We start from the raw sequence: 19484 nt of genomic DNA on the forward strand, positions 1-19484 counted from the left end.
TCACGACGCATAGTTCACAGGTGAACTCACCATTCTTCTACATGAACAGTGCCTTCCCCCACCGTCTGCTCGGCACGACCAGACGAAAGGCTGTGACCGTCGTCTTGAAAAGGCCACCACATACCCGAACGGCCGCCGTACGTGGCGGACTCGCCGTGACGCCACCGCCGTCCGGCGCCGGCCCCCTCCTTTCGCCGACCGGAACGGCGGCGCGACGCCCCGCCGGGCGCGCCGTCGCAGATGCGGGCTGACCCACCGCACCGCTCTTCCCTCCCCGCGATCCCCCACGATCAACGAAGGAGCTCGACATGACTCGTTCCAGGCTTCTGGCGACAGCCACCGTCGCGGGCGTCGTCACCGTGGTGACCGTCCTCGGTACCTCCAGCGCGGGTGCCGCGGACCCGAAGGTCGCGCCCGGCGGCAACTTCGACCTGTCCGTCTGGCAGTTGCAGGAGCCGGTGGGTTCCCCGGGCTCGCCGACGACCATTCCCTCGTCCCGGCTCCAGGGAGCCAACGGCTATCAGGACGCGTACTTCTACACCGACACCCGCGACGGTGCGATGACGTTCTGGGCGCCGGAGAAGGGTGTCACCACCCCGAACTCCAACTACGCCCGCTCCGAGTTGCGTGAGATGAACCGCAGCGGCAGTGCCGCGGACTGGTCGCTGAGCGGAAGCCACCGGCTGAGCGCGACGCTTCGGGTCGTGTCGGTGACGTCCAACGTGTGCGTCGGCCAGATCCACCTCGGCTCCGGAGGGTCCTCGACGAAACCGCTGGTAGAGCTCTACTACCGCGCCAATGGTGACATCGTCGTCGGCACCGAGAACTCGCCCTCGGGCGGCCAGACGACCCACACGGTGGGACATGTGGCGGTGGGCAAGACGTGGACGTACACCATCGCCGTGTCCGGCGGAAACACCATCGACCTGACCGTCAACGGCAGCACCACGCACTACCCGATTCCGTCGTCGTTCTTCCCGTACAAGCAGTACTTCAAGGCGGGTTCCTACAACCAGTCGTCCTCCGACAGCACCACGAAGGGCGCGCGGGTCGCCTTCTACGGCCTGAACGTCTCCCACGGCTGACGCCACCCGGCTCTCCACGGGCCGCCCTGTGGAACGGTCGGGCGCGTGAGCGGCGTTCTCTCCGCGTGGCAGCGGAATTCACACGCAGTCGTCTGGAAGAAGGAACACTCCCGCCTGGGGGCGGTGTCGGGCGAGCTGAGCGGACCAGGCCGCGCCGCGCCGCGAGGGTCGCGGCGCGGCGCGAACGAGGTCCGTGACGCGCGGCGGCGGGGCCCCTTCCCTGTCGTTCGGGGTGGACTCCCCTGGCCATACCGAGGCCACGGTGGTGGCAGCGGACAGCGGGAGGCCCCGACGGCCGGCCCGGACGATGCCGTCAGACTGCTCGGTCGCCGGACGCCAAGGCGGCATTCCTCGCACGGCTCACGGCCCGTCCGCGCTCCGATTCCGGGAAGCGGAGGAGCATCCCGCGCAGCTCCCCGGCGGTGACATTGGCGCCGAAAGGCTCGGTGCCCGGCTCGAGCCGAACTCCTTCGGCGAGGGGACCCGCCACCACGGGGTCGAAGCCGAACGCGTTCACGAGGCTCGCGACGGTGGCGAGGTCGTCCGGATCGTCACCGGCGATCGCGATCGCCTTGCGCCCCGGCGTGCTCGCAGGCTCGGCTCCGTCCTCGAGATCGTGGTAGCCCATGTGATTGAAGGCCTTGATCACCCGTGCCCCGGCCAGATACCCCTGCACGATCTCGCTCGAAGAGGTCAACGGGTCGGTGAGGTCGTCGCGGATGCCGTCGACCTCCCACCAGTAGTTCATCGCGTCGATGACGAGCTTGCCACGCAGCGCCTCGGCCGGAATCGTGCGGTACTTGCCGAGCGGGAGCGCCAGGATGACGACATCGGACTCCGCGGCGTCCGCCGCGGTGACCGGGAGCGCGCCAGGGGTGAGGACCTCGATGGTGAGTGCGATCTTGGCGGGGTCGCCCGACCCGGCGATGAGCACGCGAAAACCGGCCGCCAGGGCCAGACGTGCCAGCACGGTGCCGACCTTCCCCGCGCCCAGGATGCCGACCGTGCGCACGGCGTTGGCGCCGGTGATGTCCATCTCTGCTCCGTTCATGGCGTCAGCCCGCGAGGATGTCACGGACCATCGGGAGCACCTTGGTGCCGTACAGCTCGACGGCGCGCAGGCGGGCGCTGATCGACTGTGCCCCCGTGGTGTAGATGAGGTCGAACCGGCCGACGCCGAGCGCCTTGATGGCGCGGGCCATCTTGCGGGCGACCGTCTCGGGCGAGCCGATGTAGAGGGAGCCGTGCTCGATCTCGGCCTCGTACTCGTCCTTGCGGACCGGCGGCCAGCCCCGCAGCGCGCCGATGCGGTCACGGATGACCTTGTAGTGCGGCCAGTGCAGTTCCCGGGCCTCCTCGTCCGTGGCGGCGATGAAGCCGGGTGAGTGCATTCCGACCGGGTGAGCGGTCGTGCCGAACTTGTCGGCGGCTCGCTGGTAGAGGTCGATGTAGGGCGCGAAGCGTTCGGGGTTGCCGCCGATGATGGCGATCATGAGAGGGAATCCGTAGCGCGCGGTGCGGATGACCGACTGGGGTGTGCCGCCCACACCGACCCAGGTGCTCAGGTGTCCGGACTCGGTCTTGGGGAAGACGTCGGCGTTGTCGAGCGGCGCCCGCTTGCTGCCGCTCCAGGTGACGGGCTTCTCCTCCAGCAGCTTGGCGAAGAGCTCGATCTTCTCCTCGAACAGCACGTCGTAGTCGGCCAGGTCGTATCCGAAGAGCGGGAACGACTCGGTGAAGGAGCCGCGCCCGAGGATGACCTCGGCCCGGCCGTTCGAGAGTGCGTCCACGGTCGAGAACCGCTGGAACACGCGGACCGGATCGTCCGAGCTCAGCACGGTCACCCCGGACGAGAGCCGGATACGGCTGGTACGTGTGGCGATGCCGGCGAGGACGGTCTCCGGACTGGAGATCGCGTACTCCGGGCGGTGGTGTTCACCGAGTGCGACGGCGTCGACGCCGATCTGCTCCGCGAGAACGGCCTCGTCGAGGACCTGCCGGACGGCCCGCGCGTCGGACACCGGGATGCCCGCATCGTCCTGCGGCACATCGCCGAACGTGTCGAGACCGAAGACGAGATCAGACATGAGCCGGCTCCTTCGTGAGCAGTTCCCTCACCCGCGGTGCGACCTCGCGGCCCAGCAGTTCGATCGTGCGGGCCCGGGCTTCCCGGGGGAGGTACATGACGTCGTACTTGAGGTCGAAGCGTGTGAGGCGCAGATCGCGGGCCATCGTCGCGATCTTGCGTGCGACGGTCTCGGGGGAGCCGACGAAGAGCGCGCCCTTGTCCACTTCCGCCAGGTAGCGCTCGCGGGTGGGCTTGTAGAACCCGCGCTCCTCCGCGAGCGCGGCGACGACCGGTTGCCAGTACCGCCACCAGGTCTCGATCGCCTCCTCGTCGCTTTCGGCGATGAGCCCCAGCGAGTGCTGGGCGACGGGTTGCCTGGCGTGCCCGAATTGCTCGAGCGACCGGTGGTAGAGCTCGACATGGCCGGCGAAGCGCTGAGGACGCCCACCGATGATGGCCAGCATGAGCGGCAGGCCGTAACGGGCCGCGCGGACCACGGAGTTCGGGCTGCCGCCGACGCCGATCCAGGTGGGAATGCCACCGGGCGGCATCCGGGGACGCAGTTGCTGCTCGACGAGCGGCGGCCGGAAACGGCCGGACCAGGTCACCGTCTCCTCGCGCTGGAGGCGCATGAACAGGTCGAGTTTCTCCTCGAACAGCTCCTCGTAGTCGGCGAGGTCGTATCCGAACAGCGGGAACGACTCGGTGGCCGATGCCCGCCCCAGTACGAGCTGGGCGCGGCCGTTCGACGCGGCGTCCAGCGTGGAGAACTCGTGGTGGAGCCGCACGGGGTCGTTGGTGCTCAGTACGGTCACCGAGGTGCCGAGCCGGATCCGTTCCGTGGCGGTGGCGATCGCGGCGAGCAGGACGGGGGTGGCGCTGTCGTTGTGGCCTGCGCGGTAGTGCTCGCCGACGCTGAACACGTCGATCCCCACGGATTCGGCGAGCTGGGCCTCCTCGATCAACAGGCGAACGGTCTCGGCATCGCTCATCGGCCGACCGCCGTCGGTGGCGACCTCTCCGAACGAGTTCAGCCCCAATTCGAACGCTGTGACCGTCATGGCACTCCTCCTACTGGCACCAGGCGCGTACGATGCACGGGCAACCAATTGCTTGACTCGTCAATCATCAGGCATCATGGTTGATGTGTCAACCAAAGCCCATGGCGCCACGCGCCGCGACACCGGACCCAGCCCCCGCGGAGAACCTGGACCTTGCGGATCTGAAAGGACTCCATCGAGACGGTCCAAGCGCTGGGATCCGAGTTCTCCTCGCGGCGCGGGACAGGGGAGGACGGTCGCACCCCTCCGCATCGACGGCCCGCACCGACTGGCAGCACAGTCGGTCATCGCACCAGGTCAAGCGCCTGACGCGACGGGCATGATCCGGCACGAGGGACGAGCGGCCCAGGCGGGACCGAAGGGGCGAAGCGATCACCCGCCGAGGACCACCGCTACATTCTGGTGACGTATCAACTAGTTTAGACTTCGCCCATGACAGAAACGGTGCGGTGGTTGACGCCTGAGGAACAACACGCGTGGCGCTGCTTCGTCCGTCTTCAGAAAACGCTCCGTGGCCGGCTGTCGCGCTTGTTGCAGACACAGTCCAACATCTCCGAGGCGGACTTCGCGGTGCTGGTCGAGCTGACGGACGCACCCGACGGGCGGCAGCGGGTTCTGGATCTCGCCCGTGCGTTGGAGTGGGAGAAGAGTCGGATCTCCCACCAGATATCCCGCATGGCCACACGTGGGCTGGTGATGCGGGAAGAGTGCGTCGAGGACGGACGCGGGGCCTTCGCGGTGATCACGGACGCCGGGCGCGCGATGATCGAGGCCGCCGCCCCCCTGCATGTCGAGGCGGTGCGCGCCCTGTTCCTCGACCATGTCACGCCGGCGGAACTGCGGGTGCTGGCTCAGATCTCCGAGCGCGTGGTGGAGAAACTGAATGAGGACGCCCCCTGACCGGTAACGGGTCGAGCGAGCCGTCGCGCCGGTGGTCCCGGGAGGACCCACCTCGGCACATTCAGCACTTCGAGGCGACCGGCCGGCACGATCGCTGGGGCAACGGCAGGAGCCTCGCCCTCTCCCCCGATCCGAGCGTCTCGGTTTCACCTCCCGTATCAAGGGGACGCGGCACAGTGAGCCTGCCTGGAGGTGCTGACATGAGTGCCGGACAGAAAGCCAAGGCCAAGGCCGAACAGGTCGTCGGCAAGACCGTACGGAAGGCCGCCCACGCGGTCCACAACGAGACCCTCGCGGCAAAGGGTGCCGCCCTCGAAGCACGGGGCAAGATGCGGAGCGCCAAGGAAGGGGCCGAAGACGCCTTCAAGCCCTGATCCCCTGATCCCCTGATCCCCTGATCCCCTGATCATGCCCTGACCTCGCACGGACCGTGGCCGCCAAAAACCCAGCGGAACCGGTGGTTGTCCCGTGCGTTTCGGACCGTCCACGAGCGCCTGGACACCATGGCACTCCGATTCCGCACCGCAGTCCTGGGAGGGCGCGGAGTACGTGACTGATGCGAGTACCGCCTGCTCCGAGCGCAAGGTCGGCCGGTTCGTCGCCCTCACGAACACCTCCTGCACCCTCGCCTGTTACCCCCGACGCGTGGGCCGATGCGAGCCCGCGTCATAGGCATGCTCGCGAGCACCTCGAAAATGGGCCCGTACAAGGCCCCTCAAGCGGTCCACAAGGTCATGGCTGATGGGCCTGCGACATCCCAGCACCCTTGGCGAATGCATTCAGCCGCGTCACGGCGACGCCCACACGTCATGACGATCGCCGTGGAGGTATGCCGCCGCCAGTGCCCCGGAGCACAGCGGCACGGCCTCGCGTCCCTAAGATGCTCCAAGTGGATCGGTTTGATGAGGTCAAGGCGACTTTCTGGGGCGAGGGCCGGTACGGGGTTCAGCCTCCGTTGACCGACGAAGTGGTCGAGGAGGCCGAGCGCGAACTCCGTGTGCGCCTGCCGGCCTCATTGCTGGAGATTCTCCGGGTCCAGAACGGCGGCCAGGTGGCGGGGCAGTGGAACGCGTTCCCGACCGAGGTGCCGACGTCGTGGAGCGAGAACCATGTACCGCTGGACGATCTGATGGGCATCGGCCGTCGCGACGGCCAGTGTTCACTGCTGGACACGCCCTATCTCATCGACGAGTGGGGCCTGCCCTCTTCCCTGGTACTGCTCTCGGGCGACGGCCACTGCTGGATCGCCCTCGACTACCGCGCCGGCGGAGAACTCACGGAACCGTCTGTGACCTGGTTCGACAGGGACACCGATACGGAGCTCGCACTGGCTTCGGACTTCCGGACGTTCATCGAGCATCTGACCGCTGCTGATTCCCTTGAACGCACCGAGACCGATTCCCATAACAGTTGACGGGGTCTCACAGCCCCGGCGCATACACGCATCGGAGTCGGACCCCGGGACCTCTCGGGACCCTCACTGTCAGACCCTGCGTGCAGGCTGGTGAGCATGCGGACACTCTTCAGCGGCGAATTCTCCGTGGCGTACGGCCAGATGTACGTCGACGGTCGTACCGAACCCGACGAGGGACCGGAAGCCGGTCTCCACGAGTGCGTCATGGGGTAGCGGTATCTTATGGTCACTCTTCAGACACATGACGTGAGCAGGGCGGGCCTGCTTCAGGGGCGAGCGCAAGCAGCGCGCGGGTAGTGCCACGAAGTGCCGCCCGGACCGCGAACAAATGATGCGCGTCACATCCGTTGAACGACTCGGATGAATCAGAGGGCCACGCCGCCCGTTCCGCCGCCGCCCGCGCGAGCCCTCAGGGATCGGAGCACGGCCGACGACGCGTACGGCGGCCTGTTCCGTAGCCTGGAGGGCATGCGCATGCGCCCCACCCTGAGCTGGTCCCCCGCCGAGAACCTGCCGCCGGGCACCACGGATCCGGAGCCGGTGGCCGCAGCGTTGGGCACCGGCGGTGTGCTGGTGCTCAGCGGTGCCGGCATCTCCACGGAATCGGGCATCCCCGACTACCGAGGCGAGGGAGGGAGCCTGAGCCGGCACACCCCGATGACCTACCAGGACTTCACCACCAGCGCCCACGCCCGGCGCCGGTACTGGGCGCGCAGCCACCTCGGCTGGCGCACCTTCAGCCGCGCCCATCCCAACACCGGGCACCGAGCCGTCGCCGCATTCGGACGTCACGGCCTGCTCTCGGGTGTGATCACCCAGAACGTCGACGGCCTGCACCAGGCCGCCGGCAGCGAGCACGTCGTGGAGCTCCACGGGAGTCTGGACCGGGTCGTCTGCCTTTCCTGCGGCGCGTTCAGCCCGCGTCGCGAACTGGCCCGGCGGCTGGCGGAAGCCAACGCGGACTTCGAGCCCGTGGCCGCCGGGATCAACCCGGACGGTGACGCCGACCTCACCGACGAACAGGTCGGGGACTTCCACGTGGTGCCCTGCACGCTCTGCGGCGGCATCCTCAAACCGGATGTGGTGTTCTTCGGCGAGGCCGTGCCCCCGTCACGGGTCGAGCACTGCCGCGAGCTGGTCCGCGAGGCGGCCTCGGTCCTGGTCCTGGGCTCCTCCCTGACGGTCATGTCGGGACTCCGGTTCGTCCGCCAGGCGGCCCAGGCCGGAAAGCCGGTGCTGATCGTCAACCGGGACCCGACCCGCGGTGACCAGCACGCCATCACCCGGGTCGCGCTCCCCCTGGGCGCGGCGCTCACCTTCGTGGCCGGCCGACTGGGTATTCCTCTCGACGACGAGGCGACGGGTCCGGCGAGGTGACGACGGCGACAGGAAACGGACGGAGAGCGTGCCGTCAGCCCATGGGATCGACGCGGAACCGCACAACCGGACCGACTTCCGTGGTGATCACGCCGCGGCGCCGGCCCTCAGGGCGTCAGGTGCCCTCAGCGCGTCAGGTGGGGGTGGGCCAGGTCCGCAGCAGGGCGGCGATGCTCCCCGCGGTGCAGGCCGGGTCGAGGAGCAGGTCCTTCAGGGCGACGGCATCCTCGCGGGCCGGCTTGACGGTGATCCCGGCCGCTTCGAGGTACATGACGCCGGTGGCGGCCGCGACGGCCAGGTTGGAGCGCTCGAGCCAGCGGCACCGGCCCAGCGTGTGCACCAAGGCCGCGGCTTTCGCGTAGGGACCGTCATAGACGGAGTGCTCGAACAGCTCGGCACGATGGCGGGCGACCGCGGAAATGGGAACGCCGTAGTCGTCGGGGGCCGGGTCGTTGGCGCCGGCGGCCTCAGCGACCTGCAGGATCCAAGGGACGTCGATGTGCAGATCCATCAGGCCGCGCGCCCTCCCCGGGGCGCCTGCTGGGCTTCCTCGGCGTCGTCGAAGACCGCCTGGTGATCGGCGAGGAAGCGGGCAGCCGCGTCCACTGCACGCGTGCGCAGGCCACTGGCGTCGTCCTGCACAAGCCTTGCGAGGTAGTCCCCGATGCTCAACCCCAGGTCCGCGGCACGTTTCCTCGCGAGCTCCGCGACATCCGCGTCCACTCGCGCGCCCAGTTGCGTCTTCGCCATAGGCGCATGGTAACAGATGTTACCAAGGCGGGTGAGTGGCATCGGGAAGGCGGGCGCTGACCACACGAACAGACCCACCGAGGCCCCTGCCCGTGTCCCGGGCGCCACGTCGCACGTCGTCAACAAGACGGCGGCCCGCTGCCACACCCAAGAAGCCCTCGGCGCGCCGGCACGACAGGTGCGCACAGGAGACCTACGCCCTCGCCAGCCACAACCGGCCCAAGCCCCTGGCCGCGCGCAGGGCGACGACGCACGCGCCGAGGTATGCGGCGGCGACGGCCGCGAACACCAGGTGCCAGGTGAAACCGGCCCCTGCCGAGTAGTGCCCCGTCCCGAGCCACGCGAAGCAGCCCAGGATGACCTCGAACACCGTGAGAACAGCGATCGACAGGCCCCACGGCATGGTCGGTACGCCGATCAGGAAGGCCAGGAACCCAAGGTTCGGAATTCCCCGCTGCACGATGGCGATCAGCAGCACGACGAGCGCCGCGATGAAGTAGCCCTTGGTGAAGGCGTTCCACTGCAGCCAGTCCACGAGCGACGCCGCGTCCCGCGTCTGGAGCTCCAGAAACTCGTGCCCGGACTTCTGATAGGCGAAGGCGATCAGGAGCCCCGTGGACCGCGGCAAGCCGGGTTCCACGATGCACATCCTGTCCGACGCGAACGGACTGCCCCTTCTCGTCGGTCTCTCGGGCCGCAACACCCACGACAGCGAAGGGCTGAAGCCCATGGTCGAGGGTCACCGAACGAGACACGACCGTCACCGCGGTCGCTACTCCAAGCCACAGCGCCTGCATGCAGACAAAGCCTATGACCGACCTGACCTGCGGAGATGGTGACGCGGAAGGCGCATTGGCGTCCGGATCGCCCGCAAAGGCATCGAGTCCAGCGAACGATTGGGCCGCCGCAGGTGGGTGATCGAGCGCACCATGTCATGGCTCGCCGGCTACCGCAGACTCAGCCCCCGCTACGAACGCAATCCCCGCAACTACCTGGCCTTCCTCGGACTCGCCGCAGCCCTGTGCCGCTACAAGCGGCTCGTCCGCCTCACCACATAGGACACGGTCTAACGCAGACCTCACTGCGAGGGCGAGTTGACAGATTGATCACGACCCGATGCGCGCCCCAGGCGGGCGGCCGCCCGGGCGCGTGCCGCTCCCAGTACCTTCAGCAGGACGTCCTTGCTGGAGTCACGGTCGCGCACGTCGCAGAGGAGAACTGGTGTAGCCGCGTCGAGGTCCAGTGCCGCGCGCACCTGCTCGGCCGAGCTACCGCAGCGCCCATAGAAGCAGTTGACGGCCACCGCGAACGGAATCTCGCGTTCCTCGAAGAAGTCGATCGACGCGAACGAGGTCGCCAGCCGTCGGGTGTCCGCGAGGACGACCGCGCCAAGGGCACCCGTGGCCAGGTCGTCCCACATGAACCAGAAGCGGTCCTGCCCGGGCGTGCCGAAAAGGTACAGCACCAGTTCCGGCCCGATCGTGATGCGTCCGAAGTCCATGGCCACCGTCGTTGACGCCTTGCCCTCCACGCCGGCCAGGTCGTCGATGCCGAGGCTCGCCTCGGTCATGTGTTCCTCTGTCTGCAGAGGGGCGACCTCGCTCACCGACCCCACCATGGTGGTCTTGCCCACGCCGAAACCGCCGGCGATGAGAATCTTCAAGGCGGTGGGCATGACCGGCTCAGAGTTCGCGGATCGCATTTATCACCCTTTCGATGACTTCTACGCTTGGCTGGTTGTCCCGCCCGGGCGGCGCCTGGACCAGGACCAGCGAGGCGTCGAGCAGGTCGCCGCACAGCACCTTCACCACGCTCACTGGCAGGTTCAGCTCTGCGGCGATCTCGGCGACGGCCATCGCTCGGTTCCGGCATAGTTCCAGGATCTGGGTTGCTTCCGGCTCCAGATGACTGGGCTGAACCTCATCGTCAGATCGCGTTACAACATGCGTGATCAGTGCGAACCCGTGCTGACTGTGGTGGGTGCGCCCGCGGGTGATGGCGTACGGCCTCAAGTAGCGTCCGTCTTCCGGGCCGTCACGCCATCGCGACTCAGGCATCCTGGGCGGGGCCGCCGGGCGGGGACTGTACGCGAGGTGCCGCTGTCAGATACTGGCCCACCTGCTTGACGAGTGTGGCCATCTCGTACGCCAGCATCCCGAGGTCCACGTCCTGCGAGGCGATCGCAGCCAGTCGGGCTCCTGTGCCTGCGGTGGTGATGAAAAGGACCGCCTGCTCCATTTGAATGACCGACTGCTGGACCAGTCCGCCCTGGAAGCGGTGGGAGACGCCTCGGGCGAGGGCGTGGACGCCTGACGCCACCGCGGAGAGATGCTCTGCGTCGTCGCGTTGCATGCTCTGGGACTTGCCGATGAGGAGACCGTCTCCTGAGAGCACGACGGCGCACTGGATCTCCGGGATCCGGTTCACCAATGTGTCGAGGAGCCAGTCCAGTTGATCTCCGCTGTGTACCGTGTCAGTCATTGCGTAACGTCCTCACCGTTCGTCGGCACTGGGGTCAGCCGATTCGTCCTGCCGCGCGTACGGGCCGTGCGGCTCGTCGTCCGTCCCGGCCCGCCTCAGTCCAGCGTCGATGGCGCTCATCGCGCGGGCCGCTGCTTCCGGGGAGAGGAACGTGTTGTGGCTCTCGCCGACGGCAGGATCCTCCAACGCTGCTGCCTCTCGCCGTAGCTCCCGCGCGAGGTTGGCGCCTTTGACACGCTGCGGCAGGACTTCGGGAACATCGAGCGTGTCCAGAGGCTTTGTGTCCGATGCTGCAGTCTCCCAGGAGGACTCCGGCCGCGCGGCCGGCCTCTGCCGACGCGGCAGCTGGGGCCCCGGCACCTCGGCTGGTTCCCTGGACGATTCGGCAGGATGCTCCGAAGTCCCTGCCCGCGGACCCGACCGGCTGGTCGGAGCATCGTTTTCGCGGGGCGTCCAGCCGGCCGACTGTGAGGCTGGGAGTGCGTGATGTCCTGACGCGGGGGGCAACAGTCCAGCACCTCCGTAGTCGGGAAAGCCGCTGTAGTCCGGCACAGGTGAGTGGGTGACCACCTCGTCCAGCGAGCCGCTGCCGGCGCCCACGCTCGGTAGGACGTCCCGGCCGGTGTACGCCCGGTCGCTCGCGCTCGTGAGTGAAGGGTCTTCGGACTGGCTCACGACGGCCCGGCCAGCGGTGACGGCGGCCGACTGCAGCTGATCGAGGACGGGTGAGGGGACAACTTCCAGCAGTTCGGCGGGCAGTACCACGAGGGCGAGCGTGCCGCCGTAGTCGGACTCGCGCAGGACCACTTTGATGCCGTGCCGCTTGGCGAGCTGCGCCACCACGAAGTGTCCCAGGCGCGGATCTTCGCCCAGGGCCGTCATGTCGATCCGGGGCGGGTTGGCGAGCAGTTCGTTGGCGGGGCCCAGCTGTTCCGGCTTGATGCCGAGGCCTTGGTCCTCGACGTGCACTGCGAGGCCTTTGGCGACGCGTGTCGCGCTGACGGTCACCTGGGTGTGCGGAGGGGAAAAGGTGGTGCCGTTCTCGATGAGTTCTGCCAGTAGATGCGTAACGTCGCCGACGGCCCGGCTGGCAAGGGCCATTCGCCGGTCGGCTGGGGTGTTCCTCACCCGGACCCGGGTGTACTGCTCCGTCTCCGCCACTGCGCCGCGCATCACGTCGGTGATCGAAGTGGGCGGGGTGGTACGGCGGCCGCGCGGGGCACCACTGAGGATCATCAGGTTCTCCGTGTGCCGCCGCACACGGGTGGCCAGATGGTCGACCTGGAAGATGTCCTTGAGGAGCTCCGAGTCCTCGTGCTTGCGCTCGAGGTCGTCCAGCAACTTGATCAGGCGGTGGATGAGGGTCTGGGCGCGGCGGATGAGCTGGCCGACGACCTTCTCCGTGCCTTGGCGGCCCTGGGACTGCCGCGTCGTGGAGTGGGCGGCGACGCGCACCAGTTGGTCGATGTCCGTAGCGAGTTGCCCGATTTGGTCGGTCGCTTGCGGTCTGAACGGGACGAGCGCGATGGGGTCCACGCGCTCGCCGCGCTCTATTCGGGCGAGTGTTTCGGGCAGTCGGCGCATCGCCCACTGCTGCGTCTCCTCCTGAAGTTCGGTGAGACGGCCGAGTGTCGAGCGTCGGGCGCGCCCGCCAAGCACGGCGGCGCCGACCACGACGGCAAGCGTGACCGCGCTGCTCGTCAGCGCGGCCAGCAACAACTCGTCGGCGCGATCGTCGGCTCGGTCCGCCAGGCTGTTCAGGGAGCTGGCGGCCAGTGTCCGGGAGCTGCCGATCACACTGTCGGCAGCTGTCGTCCATGACGTGGCCTGCTTCGGCAGAGAGGTGCCCTGACCACCGGTCACGGCTCGTTCGACCGCGCCGAGCGTGGTCCACTGCGCGCTGCTGGTGATCTCCTCGTACCGCGTCGCCGCCGTTCCGGGAAGGTCTCGCGTATTCAGATACGCGCGGCTCGCCTGCAGCGCGGCTAAGTACTGGCCGAACCTGGCCCTGTCTGTTACGGAGATCCGGCGGACTGACAGGGAACCCGACAGGAGGGTGTCTTCGCGAGCGAGCATCTCTGTGCTCTGCGCCAGGGCCACGGCGGCGGTGCCCCCGCGCCCGGGCTCCCCGTCGGCGCTGCGTGCCGCCTCGGTGAGGAGGGCAAGGCACCGGGAAACGCTGGCGGTGAAATAGGCGAAACTGCCGGAGGCCGAGAGGGTCCGTGCGTCGACCGCCTCGCGGCGGTCCGTCAGCGATTCCAGGGCGCCGTCGAGCGCCTGGACGCGCCGCCGGAGCTCCGCGGTGTCCGGCGCGGAGGCCAAGCGGCGGAAGTCGGAGACCGTCGCGTCAGTCTTCTTGCGGGCCGCGTCGAGGTCCTCGCGGGCGGAGCCCGTACGGTTCGCCTGCCAGACCGCGGTGAGTCGGCGCTCGTCCTGTAGTCGCGCCACTACGTCCTGGACCGGTCTGGCGACGGACGAGACGTGGTCCGCGTCTGCCTGTAGCTGGACATGCTCGTTGATGAGGCTGGCCGCCGTGTATCCCCCCAGTCCGGTCAGACAGACCAGGGGAACGACGAACGGGACGACGAGCGGGACGACGAACGAGGATCGCGGAGATCTGCGCGGAGCGGCACGGTGACGTGTCCGCCGGTCGCGGTTGCCTGGCATCTGAATTCCTCGTGCAGCAGCGATACACGGGTGTGGATAGGGATACGCGACCGTCGGTTCCCCGCGCAGTGAGTGGCTCAGTCTGTTTGAAGGTCGGCGCGAGCTGCACCGTATCAGGATCATCGCGCAGCGTCACACCAGGGCCAGGGCAACTGGTGTGTTTTTCCAGGGCAGTTGGGCTGTCCGACACTGTGGCGACAGAGCCCGGTCTCCGGCCGGTAAGTGGGAGGCTGGTCAGAGGAGTTCGAGGAGCCTGGGCGTGTAGAGGTCATGGACTGATGCGATTCCGGCCACCATGTCGAGGTAGATCGCGACGAGTTCTGGATCTGTCTGCACCGCCCGCAGCAGGGAGAGCCGCTGCTCGTGAGGGTGAGCCAGCCGCGCGACGCTGAGCGTGGCCTCGTAGCCCGGGGCGAGCGCCTTGTCCCGGCCCTCGGCAAACCGGGCCAGGGCCGCGTCGAGCTGTGCGGGATTCCCACCGAGCGTGCTTCCCACCTCGCCCACGAGGCTTTCCACCTGTTGGAAGGCATCGCTGATGCCGCGTGCCGTAATCGAATCCTTGTGATGTCCGGCGTCGCCCACGAGTACCCAGCCAGGTCCGGTCGCCTGCCGGAAGAAGTTCTGCTGGTCGCCGCTGCCCCGCAGGCGCTCCGCGGGCTCACTGTCCCGCAGCCGCTCGTACAGCGCGGGCGCGGTGGCGCGAATCTGCTCCTGGTAGGCGTCGCGTGCGTTGGTGCGGACTTCCGTGAATCGGGACTGCGGGAAGTAAGCCAGAACGAGGGTGGCCTCGTCGTTTGTGGGCACGGTGGCCACCCAGCCGCCGGGTCGCTCGTACAGCTCCAGGTCGGCGGGCACGTCCGGCCAGTACGTGTAGTACGCGCAGGTCAGCAGCGGGTCCCGCGCGTTGTACGGTGCTGCGACCAGCTGCGCGACGGTGGATCGCATGCCGTCCGCGCCGATTACCAGATGTGCTGATTCGGTGAAGCTTTGGTCCCCGTGTTGGCCCTCGATACCTACCACCCGGCCTGCTTCGTCCCGCAGGAGGCCGGTCACTCGGCTGCGCTCGCGGAACTCGGCGCCGGCCGTGGTAGCCGCGTCTACCAACAGCGCGTCCAGGACCCGGCGCCGCGGGGCGAACCCTGCCTGCTGCCCCGCTACGCCCCGGGCGCATCCCTCGATGTGGATGTCGGCGACCTCGTAGACCGTGCGCTCCAGGGGCGGGCAGCCCGAGGCGCGGACCTGCTCCAGCACGCCCCAGCGGGCAAGTGCCGCGATCCCGGGCTGGTGGACGAGGTGCGTGGAGAGGGTGTCGGAGCCGTACGTCGACTTGTCGAGTAGGAGTACCCGGTACCCCGCACGGGCCAGCAACAGGGCGGTGGACGCGCCGGCGCAGCGCGCGCCCACGACGATGGCGTCGTACATGCGGATGCCTCACAATGGACGTCGGGGAGCCTTGGCTCGGGCACGGGGATCGACGGGCCAGGGCCCGCGGGCGCGAATGGTCAGCCGGAGTCGTCCAGTTCGGCGAGCAGCGCCCGGCGGTCGACCTTGCCATTGGCGTTGAGTGGGAGCTGTTCCAAAACGGTGATCCGGCGGGGCAGCATGTACGGCGGCAACAGGTCACCGAGCGCCGCGAACAACCGGTCGGGGATGCAGCCTGAGCCGCTGACCGCGGCCTGAAGTTCCAGTTCACCGTCGGCGGCCGGCAGGGCGACGACGACCGCGTCACGTACCTCCGGCCGACCACGCAGCGCGGCCTCGATCTCACCGAGTTCGATCCGGTGGCCGCGGATCTTGACCTGGTGGTCGGTCCGGCCCAGATGCACCAGGTGGCCGTCCTGCACGGCAACTCGGTCTCCCGTCCGGTACCAATACTGCTCGGGAGGAGGGCCGTCGCCGGCTGGCCGCAGGTCGTCGGTGAGGAAGCGGCCCGCGTTGTGCGCCGGATCGAGGTATCCGGAAAAGCGCAGAGGGCCCCGCACGTACAGTTCTCCGCTGTGGCCCGGCCGTCCCTCTTCGTCCAACAGGAGCAGGTCGAGGACCGGGTAGGAACTCCCGATCGGTGCAGTGCCGTTGGGCGTGCGTGGCCAGTTGGTCACGTCGTCGGGGAGCCGGTAGGCGGTGCAGGAGATGGTCAGCTCCGTCGGTCCGTACAGGACCTCCAGGCGGCTGTTCGGAGCGGCGAGCCGCCACTCGCGGGCCGCCGGCAGGGTGAGCGGCTCACCGCCGAAGATGCTCCACCGCAACGTCGGCATGCTGCCCGGGACCAGGGTGCCCAGGAGGGAGGCGAAGGAGATCAGGGCCGGCACGGAGAACCAGTGTGTGAGCCGCAAGCTGTTTACGGTCTTCACCGGGGACAGCAACTGGTTGCGCTCGGGGACAACGAGCGTGCCACCTCCCGCCCAGGCGACGAACAGGTCGTGCACCGATCCGTCGAAGGTCAGCTCGAAGGTCTGCGACAGGCGAGCGCCCGGACCGATGTCGTAGCGTCCCGCGACCAGTTCCAGATAGGCGCAGATGTTCCGGTGTGTGATCGGTACACCCTTGGGAGTGCCGGTCGACCCTGAGGTGAAGATGACGTACGCAAGGTCGTCCGGCCCGGCCTGCCGGTAGGGCACGTCGGGTGAGGGCGTGGCCGCGAGGGCCGCCAGCTCGCCCGGGTCGGCCACAAGGACGGATACGCCGAGGTCGGGGGCGCTGTCGGTGGACTCGGCCAACACGAGATCCAGGCCGGCCGCCGTGACGATCTGAGCTGTCCGTGCCGCGGGATGCTCCAGGCTGAGCGGCACGACGGCGGCACCGGCCCGCAGGACGGCGAGATAGCCGGCGTACGCCGTCACCGAGCGCGCTGCCAGCAGCCCGACCCGGCGCGGTGGACTACCGCCCGCCGCCGCGACGAGGCGCGCGGCGAGCCGCTCCACCAGGTCGTGCAGTTCTCCGTAGGTCAGATGAGCCGTGCCGACCTCCAGAGCCGTCACATCCGAGTGCGCGGCGGCCGAACGGGCGAACCAGTCGTACACGGTGCGCAGCTCGCTCATCAGGCCGCAGCCTGCAGCGCACGCGTCCACTGCCGAAGCTCGCCGACCGTGCGAATCCTGCCGAACTCCTCCGGGTCGACATCCCGCTGGCACCGTTTGACCAGTTCCACGACGATGCGCAACCTCGCCAGCGAGTCGATGCCGATGTCCGTGAGCGTCGAGCCGTCTTCGAAACTGGTGCGTGCGTGCTCGCGCAGCACCCACGCCGCCAGGTCGTTCTCGTCGTCGTGCTGCTCACCGGGCCAGTGCCGCTTGGCCTGCCAGGGGTAGGACGGCAGCGGCACATAGAGGCCGGGTTCACCGAACACCGCCGCCCAGTCCACCTCCTCGCCACCGCGGTACCGGTCGGCAACGGCCGACAGGGGACGCCCGGCCACCGCCGGTGCCCCGGCGAGCGCCGCCGCCAGCTCCTCGTGACTGGAGCCGACCACGGCCATCCGGTACTCGTGGTGCCGGCGCCGGGTGAGCGCGCTGTAGCAGATATCGCGAAGTGCGTACGGCCCGCCAGGGCCGCCGGGGCCAAGGTAGTCGGTGTAGGACCGGGCCAGGTCCTCGAGGGCCGCGGCGCTGTGCGCGGAGATTGCCAGGACGTACGGTGTGCCGTCCAATGCCGGGACGGCGTGAGTGGCCTCGGCGTCGAACTCGCGGAGCACCACGTGGGCGTTGAGAGCTGACGAGCCCTGTCCGCTCACCCCAGCGATGATGGGCCGCCCCAGGTCGGGCAGTTGCTGAAGCGTGGCCGGAATGACCAACGGAAGCCGGTCCCAGTCGACACGTGGATGGGGCGTGCTCAGGTTCAAGCTGGCCGGCACCTCACCGTGCTCCAGGCACAACACTGTCTTGATCAGACCGGCCAGGCCGGCGCCAGCCTCGGCGTGACCGATGTTGGTCTTGACCGAGCCGACCAGCAGCGGCCGGTCCGTGGGACGCCCGGCACCCAGTACCTCGCCCAGCGCGCTGAGTTCGAGCGGGTCGAGCGCAGGCGAACCGGAGCCATGAGCCTCGACGTAGTCGACGTCGGCCGGGTCCAGACCGGCGTCCTGGTAGGCCCAGCGGAGTACGTCCAGTTGGCCTGCCAGCGACGGGTTGAGCACCGTGTCACTGGAGCGGCCGTCGTTGCCGATCGCACTGCCGCGGATGACAGCACGGATCCGGTCGCCGTCGGCCAGCGCGTCCGTCAGGCGCTTGAGCACGACGACTGCCACAGCGTCGCTCGGGGCGTACCCGTCCGCATCCGCGTCACCGAACTTGCAGCGCCCATCGCTTGACATTCCGCCGGCTTGGGTGAGGACGAGGCTCTCGTCCGGGCGCAGAGCGAGGTTCACGCCTGCGGCCAGCGCCAGCGGGCTCTCCCCCGAGCGCAGGCTCTGCACGGCCTGGTGGACGGCCACCAGCGACGAGGAGCAGGCCGTGTCCACGACGATGCTGGGGCCGCGGAAATCGAAGAAGTGGGAGATCCGGGCAGGCAGCACCGAACGGAAGTTGTTGAGTTGGCCGGCGGTTGCCGACTCCGGTCCACGCCGCAGCGTGAGTTCAAGGGAATCGGCCCGGGTGTTGCCGACGAACACCGCGCTCCGGCTGCCCGCCAACAGGTCGGTCCGCTGTCCGGCGTCCTCCAGAGCCTCCCAGGCCGTCATGAGCAAGAGTCGTTGCTGCGGGTCGAGTTCGGCTGCTTCGGTGGCCGACATGCCGAAGAACTCGGCGTCGAAGCCGGCGATATCGTCGATGTAGCCCGCGCGGCGGCTGGCTATGCTCCCCTGTCTGGGTGCGGGGGAATGGAGAGCATCCGCGTCGAACCGTTCACGCGGCGTCTCTCTGATGGAGTTTCCGCCGTTCCTTAGCAGGGCCCACAGTTCGCTGGGGCCGGACGCCCCCGGCAGGCGGCAGGCCATGCCGATCACCGCCACCGACCGAGCGTCCGCGTCGGACACGCGGGACCTGTTCATGGCAGAACTCCGTTTCATACGTTGCTACGTCATGGAGCAGTTGACCTTGCCCGGGTGCACCTAGCCACAGATATCCGTCACGTCGCAGCGGGAAACCGGCGCCGTGGACGAGGAGACCAGCGGGACCACGCGCACCACTCGTCGCGGCGCCGGGCCGCTCGCCGGTGCGGTCGCACACCGCACGCGGGTCCCCCTTTTCAGGCCAACGTTCAGCTACCCCGCGGGGCCGCGCGGTTGCGCGAGGGCGCGACAAACCTTGGCGGGTAACCGACCTGAGGGAAAGGGGACGGCAGTGGCGCCGCCCCCCACTCAGCAGACACAGTCGGGGGGTCATGCACGCGCCTCACCTCCCCAAATCCGAACGCGCATTCGATCCATGTCCGTCATGTCGAGTCGCACGCGGCAGCGTCGAAAATAGGTCCACCGCATGATTGTCGGATGCAAAATCGTTTCCGTTCGACGAGCCGACCCGGAATGACGGGAAGTGATCGCCGATGGTTGAAACATCAAAAACTTTGGGTAGTCTTCCCGATTGCCCCCACGGCAGCCGTGCCGAGCACCCACGGGAAGCAGCGGCCGCGCCTCCGGCTACATCCAACTTGCCTTGGTCGTCCCGGGGTTGACGGAGTGAGAGTTGAGACGGCAATGACATGGAGAGGCGATCCACGGAGGCAAGATCTCTGCTTTCATCTAGCCT

The 19484-nt window shown here is 68.4% G+C and carries 18 protein-coding genes and 1 pseudogene; 6 read left to right on the forward strand and 13 right to left on the reverse strand.

Annotated features, from left to right (window positions below; genetic code table 11):
• The first annotated feature begins 308 nt into the window (after nt 1-308).
• On the forward strand, nt 309-1085 hold the full coding sequence (locus tag ACZ4IF_RS16505) for a polysaccharide lyase family 7 protein (protein WP_467563432.1): 777 nt from the start codon (nt 309-311) through the stop codon (nt 1083-1085).
• Nucleotides 1086-1398: 313 nt separating this feature from the next.
• Here ACZ4IF_RS16505 and ACZ4IF_RS16510 read toward each other — a convergent pair whose 3' ends face one another.
• Genes ACZ4IF_RS16510 through ACZ4IF_RS16520 form a run of 3 tightly spaced genes read right to left on the reverse strand, consistent with a single transcriptional unit; the run spans nt 1399 to nt 4214 of the window.
• The gene (locus tag ACZ4IF_RS16510) at nt 1399-2136 is read right to left on the reverse strand and encodes an NADPH-dependent F420 reductase (RefSeq protein ID WP_467563434.1); all 738 of its coding nucleotides are present in this window, start codon (nt 2134-2136) and stop codon (nt 1399-1401) included.
• Nucleotides 2137-2140: 4 nt separating this feature from the next.
• Nucleotides 2141-3172 (reverse strand): LLM class flavin-dependent oxidoreductase, encoded by a 1032-nt coding sequence (locus ACZ4IF_RS16515; protein WP_359498496.1) that lies wholly within the window; start codon nt 3170-3172, stop codon nt 2141-2143.
• Entirely contained in the window at nt 3165-4214 is a 1050-nt protein-coding gene (locus ACZ4IF_RS16520) for an LLM class flavin-dependent oxidoreductase (RefSeq protein ID WP_467563436.1), read from the reverse strand. Before ACZ4IF_RS16520 ends, ACZ4IF_RS16515 begins: the two co-directional genes overlap by 8 nt.
• A gap of 432 nt (nt 4215-4646) precedes the next feature.
• Here ACZ4IF_RS16520 and ACZ4IF_RS16525 point away from each other — a divergent pair, with 432 nt between their 5' ends.
• The 4 genes from ACZ4IF_RS16525 (at nt 4647) to ACZ4IF_RS16540 (ending at nt 7905) form a co-directional block, all read left to right on the forward strand.
• Nucleotides 4647-5114: a MarR family winged helix-turn-helix transcriptional regulator gene (locus ACZ4IF_RS16525; protein ID WP_467563438.1), complete on the forward strand. Its 468-nt coding sequence runs from the start codon at nt 4647-4649 to the stop codon at nt 5112-5114.
• 200 nt (nt 5115-5314) lie between these two features.
• Entirely contained in the window at nt 5315-5488 is a 174-nt protein-coding gene (locus ACZ4IF_RS16530) for a hypothetical protein (protein WP_199791404.1), read from the forward strand.
• 515 nt (nt 5489-6003) lie between these two features.
• Nucleotides 6004-6528 (forward strand): SMI1/KNR4 family protein, encoded by a 525-nt coding sequence (locus ACZ4IF_RS16535; protein WP_467563440.1) that lies wholly within the window; start codon nt 6004-6006, stop codon nt 6526-6528.
• A 468-nt stretch (nt 6529-6996) separates the two neighbouring features.
• Nucleotides 6997-7905: an NAD-dependent protein deacetylase gene (locus tag ACZ4IF_RS16540; protein ID WP_467563441.1), complete on the forward strand. Its 909-nt coding sequence runs from the start codon at nt 6997-6999 to the stop codon at nt 7903-7905.
• Nucleotides 7906-8038: 133 nt separating this feature from the next.
• Here ACZ4IF_RS16540 and ACZ4IF_RS16545 read toward each other — a convergent pair whose 3' ends face one another.
• The 3 genes from ACZ4IF_RS16545 to ACZ4IF_RS16555 all read right to left on the reverse strand — a co-directional run bounded on the left by ACZ4IF_RS16545 (nt 8039) and on the right by ACZ4IF_RS16555 (nt 9295).
• Entirely contained in the window at nt 8039-8416 is a 378-nt protein-coding gene (locus ACZ4IF_RS16545; RefSeq protein ID WP_359498519.1) for a fic family toxin-antitoxin system, toxin component, read from the reverse strand.
• Nucleotides 8416-8655, reverse strand: coding sequence for a hypothetical protein (locus ACZ4IF_RS16550; protein WP_467563443.1), 240 nt, complete (start codon nt 8653-8655; stop codon nt 8416-8418). Before ACZ4IF_RS16550 ends, ACZ4IF_RS16545 begins: the two co-directional genes overlap by 1 nt.
• A gap of 193 nt (nt 8656-8848) precedes the next feature.
• On the reverse strand, nt 8849-9295 hold the full coding sequence (locus ACZ4IF_RS16555; protein ID WP_467563445.1) for a hypothetical protein: 447 nt from the start codon (nt 9293-9295) through the stop codon (nt 8849-8851).
• Here ACZ4IF_RS16555 and ACZ4IF_RS16560 point away from each other — a divergent pair.
• Nucleotides 9264-9713, forward strand: a pseudogene (locus ACZ4IF_RS16560) (IS5 family transposase); the annotation flags it as partial. The gene ACZ4IF_RS16555 and the pseudogene ACZ4IF_RS16560 sit on opposite strands and share 32 nt — an antisense overlap.
• Before the next feature lie 20 nt (nt 9714-9733).
• Here ACZ4IF_RS16560 and ACZ4IF_RS16565 read toward each other — a convergent pair.
• The 7 genes from ACZ4IF_RS16565 to ACZ4IF_RS16595 all read right to left on the reverse strand — a co-directional run bounded on the left by ACZ4IF_RS16565 (nt 9734) and on the right by ACZ4IF_RS16595 (nt 18787).
• Nucleotides 9734-10357, reverse strand: a complete 624-nt coding sequence (locus ACZ4IF_RS16565; RefSeq protein ID WP_467563447.1) for a GTP-binding protein — start codon at nt 10355-10357, stop codon at nt 9734-9736.
• Nucleotides 10338-10712: a DUF742 domain-containing protein gene (locus tag ACZ4IF_RS16570; RefSeq protein WP_467563449.1), complete on the reverse strand. Its 375-nt coding sequence runs from the start codon at nt 10710-10712 to the stop codon at nt 10338-10340. Before ACZ4IF_RS16570 ends, ACZ4IF_RS16565 begins: the two co-directional genes overlap by 20 nt.
• Nucleotides 10705-11136 (reverse strand): roadblock/LC7 domain-containing protein, encoded by a 432-nt coding sequence (locus ACZ4IF_RS16575; RefSeq protein ID WP_359501027.1) that lies wholly within the window; start codon nt 11134-11136, stop codon nt 10705-10707. The genes ACZ4IF_RS16570 and ACZ4IF_RS16575 overlap by 8 nt, the downstream gene beginning before the upstream one ends.
• Nucleotides 11137-11148: 12 nt before the next feature.
• Complete coding sequence (locus tag ACZ4IF_RS16580) at nt 11149-13584, reverse strand: sensor histidine kinase (RefSeq protein WP_467563451.1); 2436 nt, start codon at nt 13582-13584, stop codon at nt 11149-11151.
• A gap of 453 nt (nt 13585-14037) precedes the next feature.
• A complete protein-coding gene (locus tag ACZ4IF_RS16585; protein WP_467563453.1) occupies nt 14038-15225 on the reverse strand; it encodes an FAD-dependent oxidoreductase in 1188 nt (395 codons plus the stop codon).
• Between the two features lie 80 nt (nt 15226-15305).
• Nucleotides 15306-16841 carry an amino acid adenylation domain-containing protein gene (locus tag ACZ4IF_RS16590; RefSeq protein ID WP_467563455.1) on the reverse strand — a complete coding sequence of 512 codons (1536 nt, stop codon included), beginning with the start codon at nt 16839-16841 and terminating at the stop codon, nt 15306-15308.
• Nucleotides 16841-18787, reverse strand: a complete 1947-nt coding sequence (locus ACZ4IF_RS16595; RefSeq protein WP_467563457.1) for a beta-ketoacyl synthase N-terminal-like domain-containing protein — start codon at nt 18785-18787, stop codon at nt 16841-16843. Before ACZ4IF_RS16595 ends, ACZ4IF_RS16590 begins: the two co-directional genes overlap by 1 nt.
• Nucleotides 18788-19484: the final 697 nt, after the last annotated feature.

The organism is Streptomyces sp. NPDC025784, from assembly GCF_055558435.1.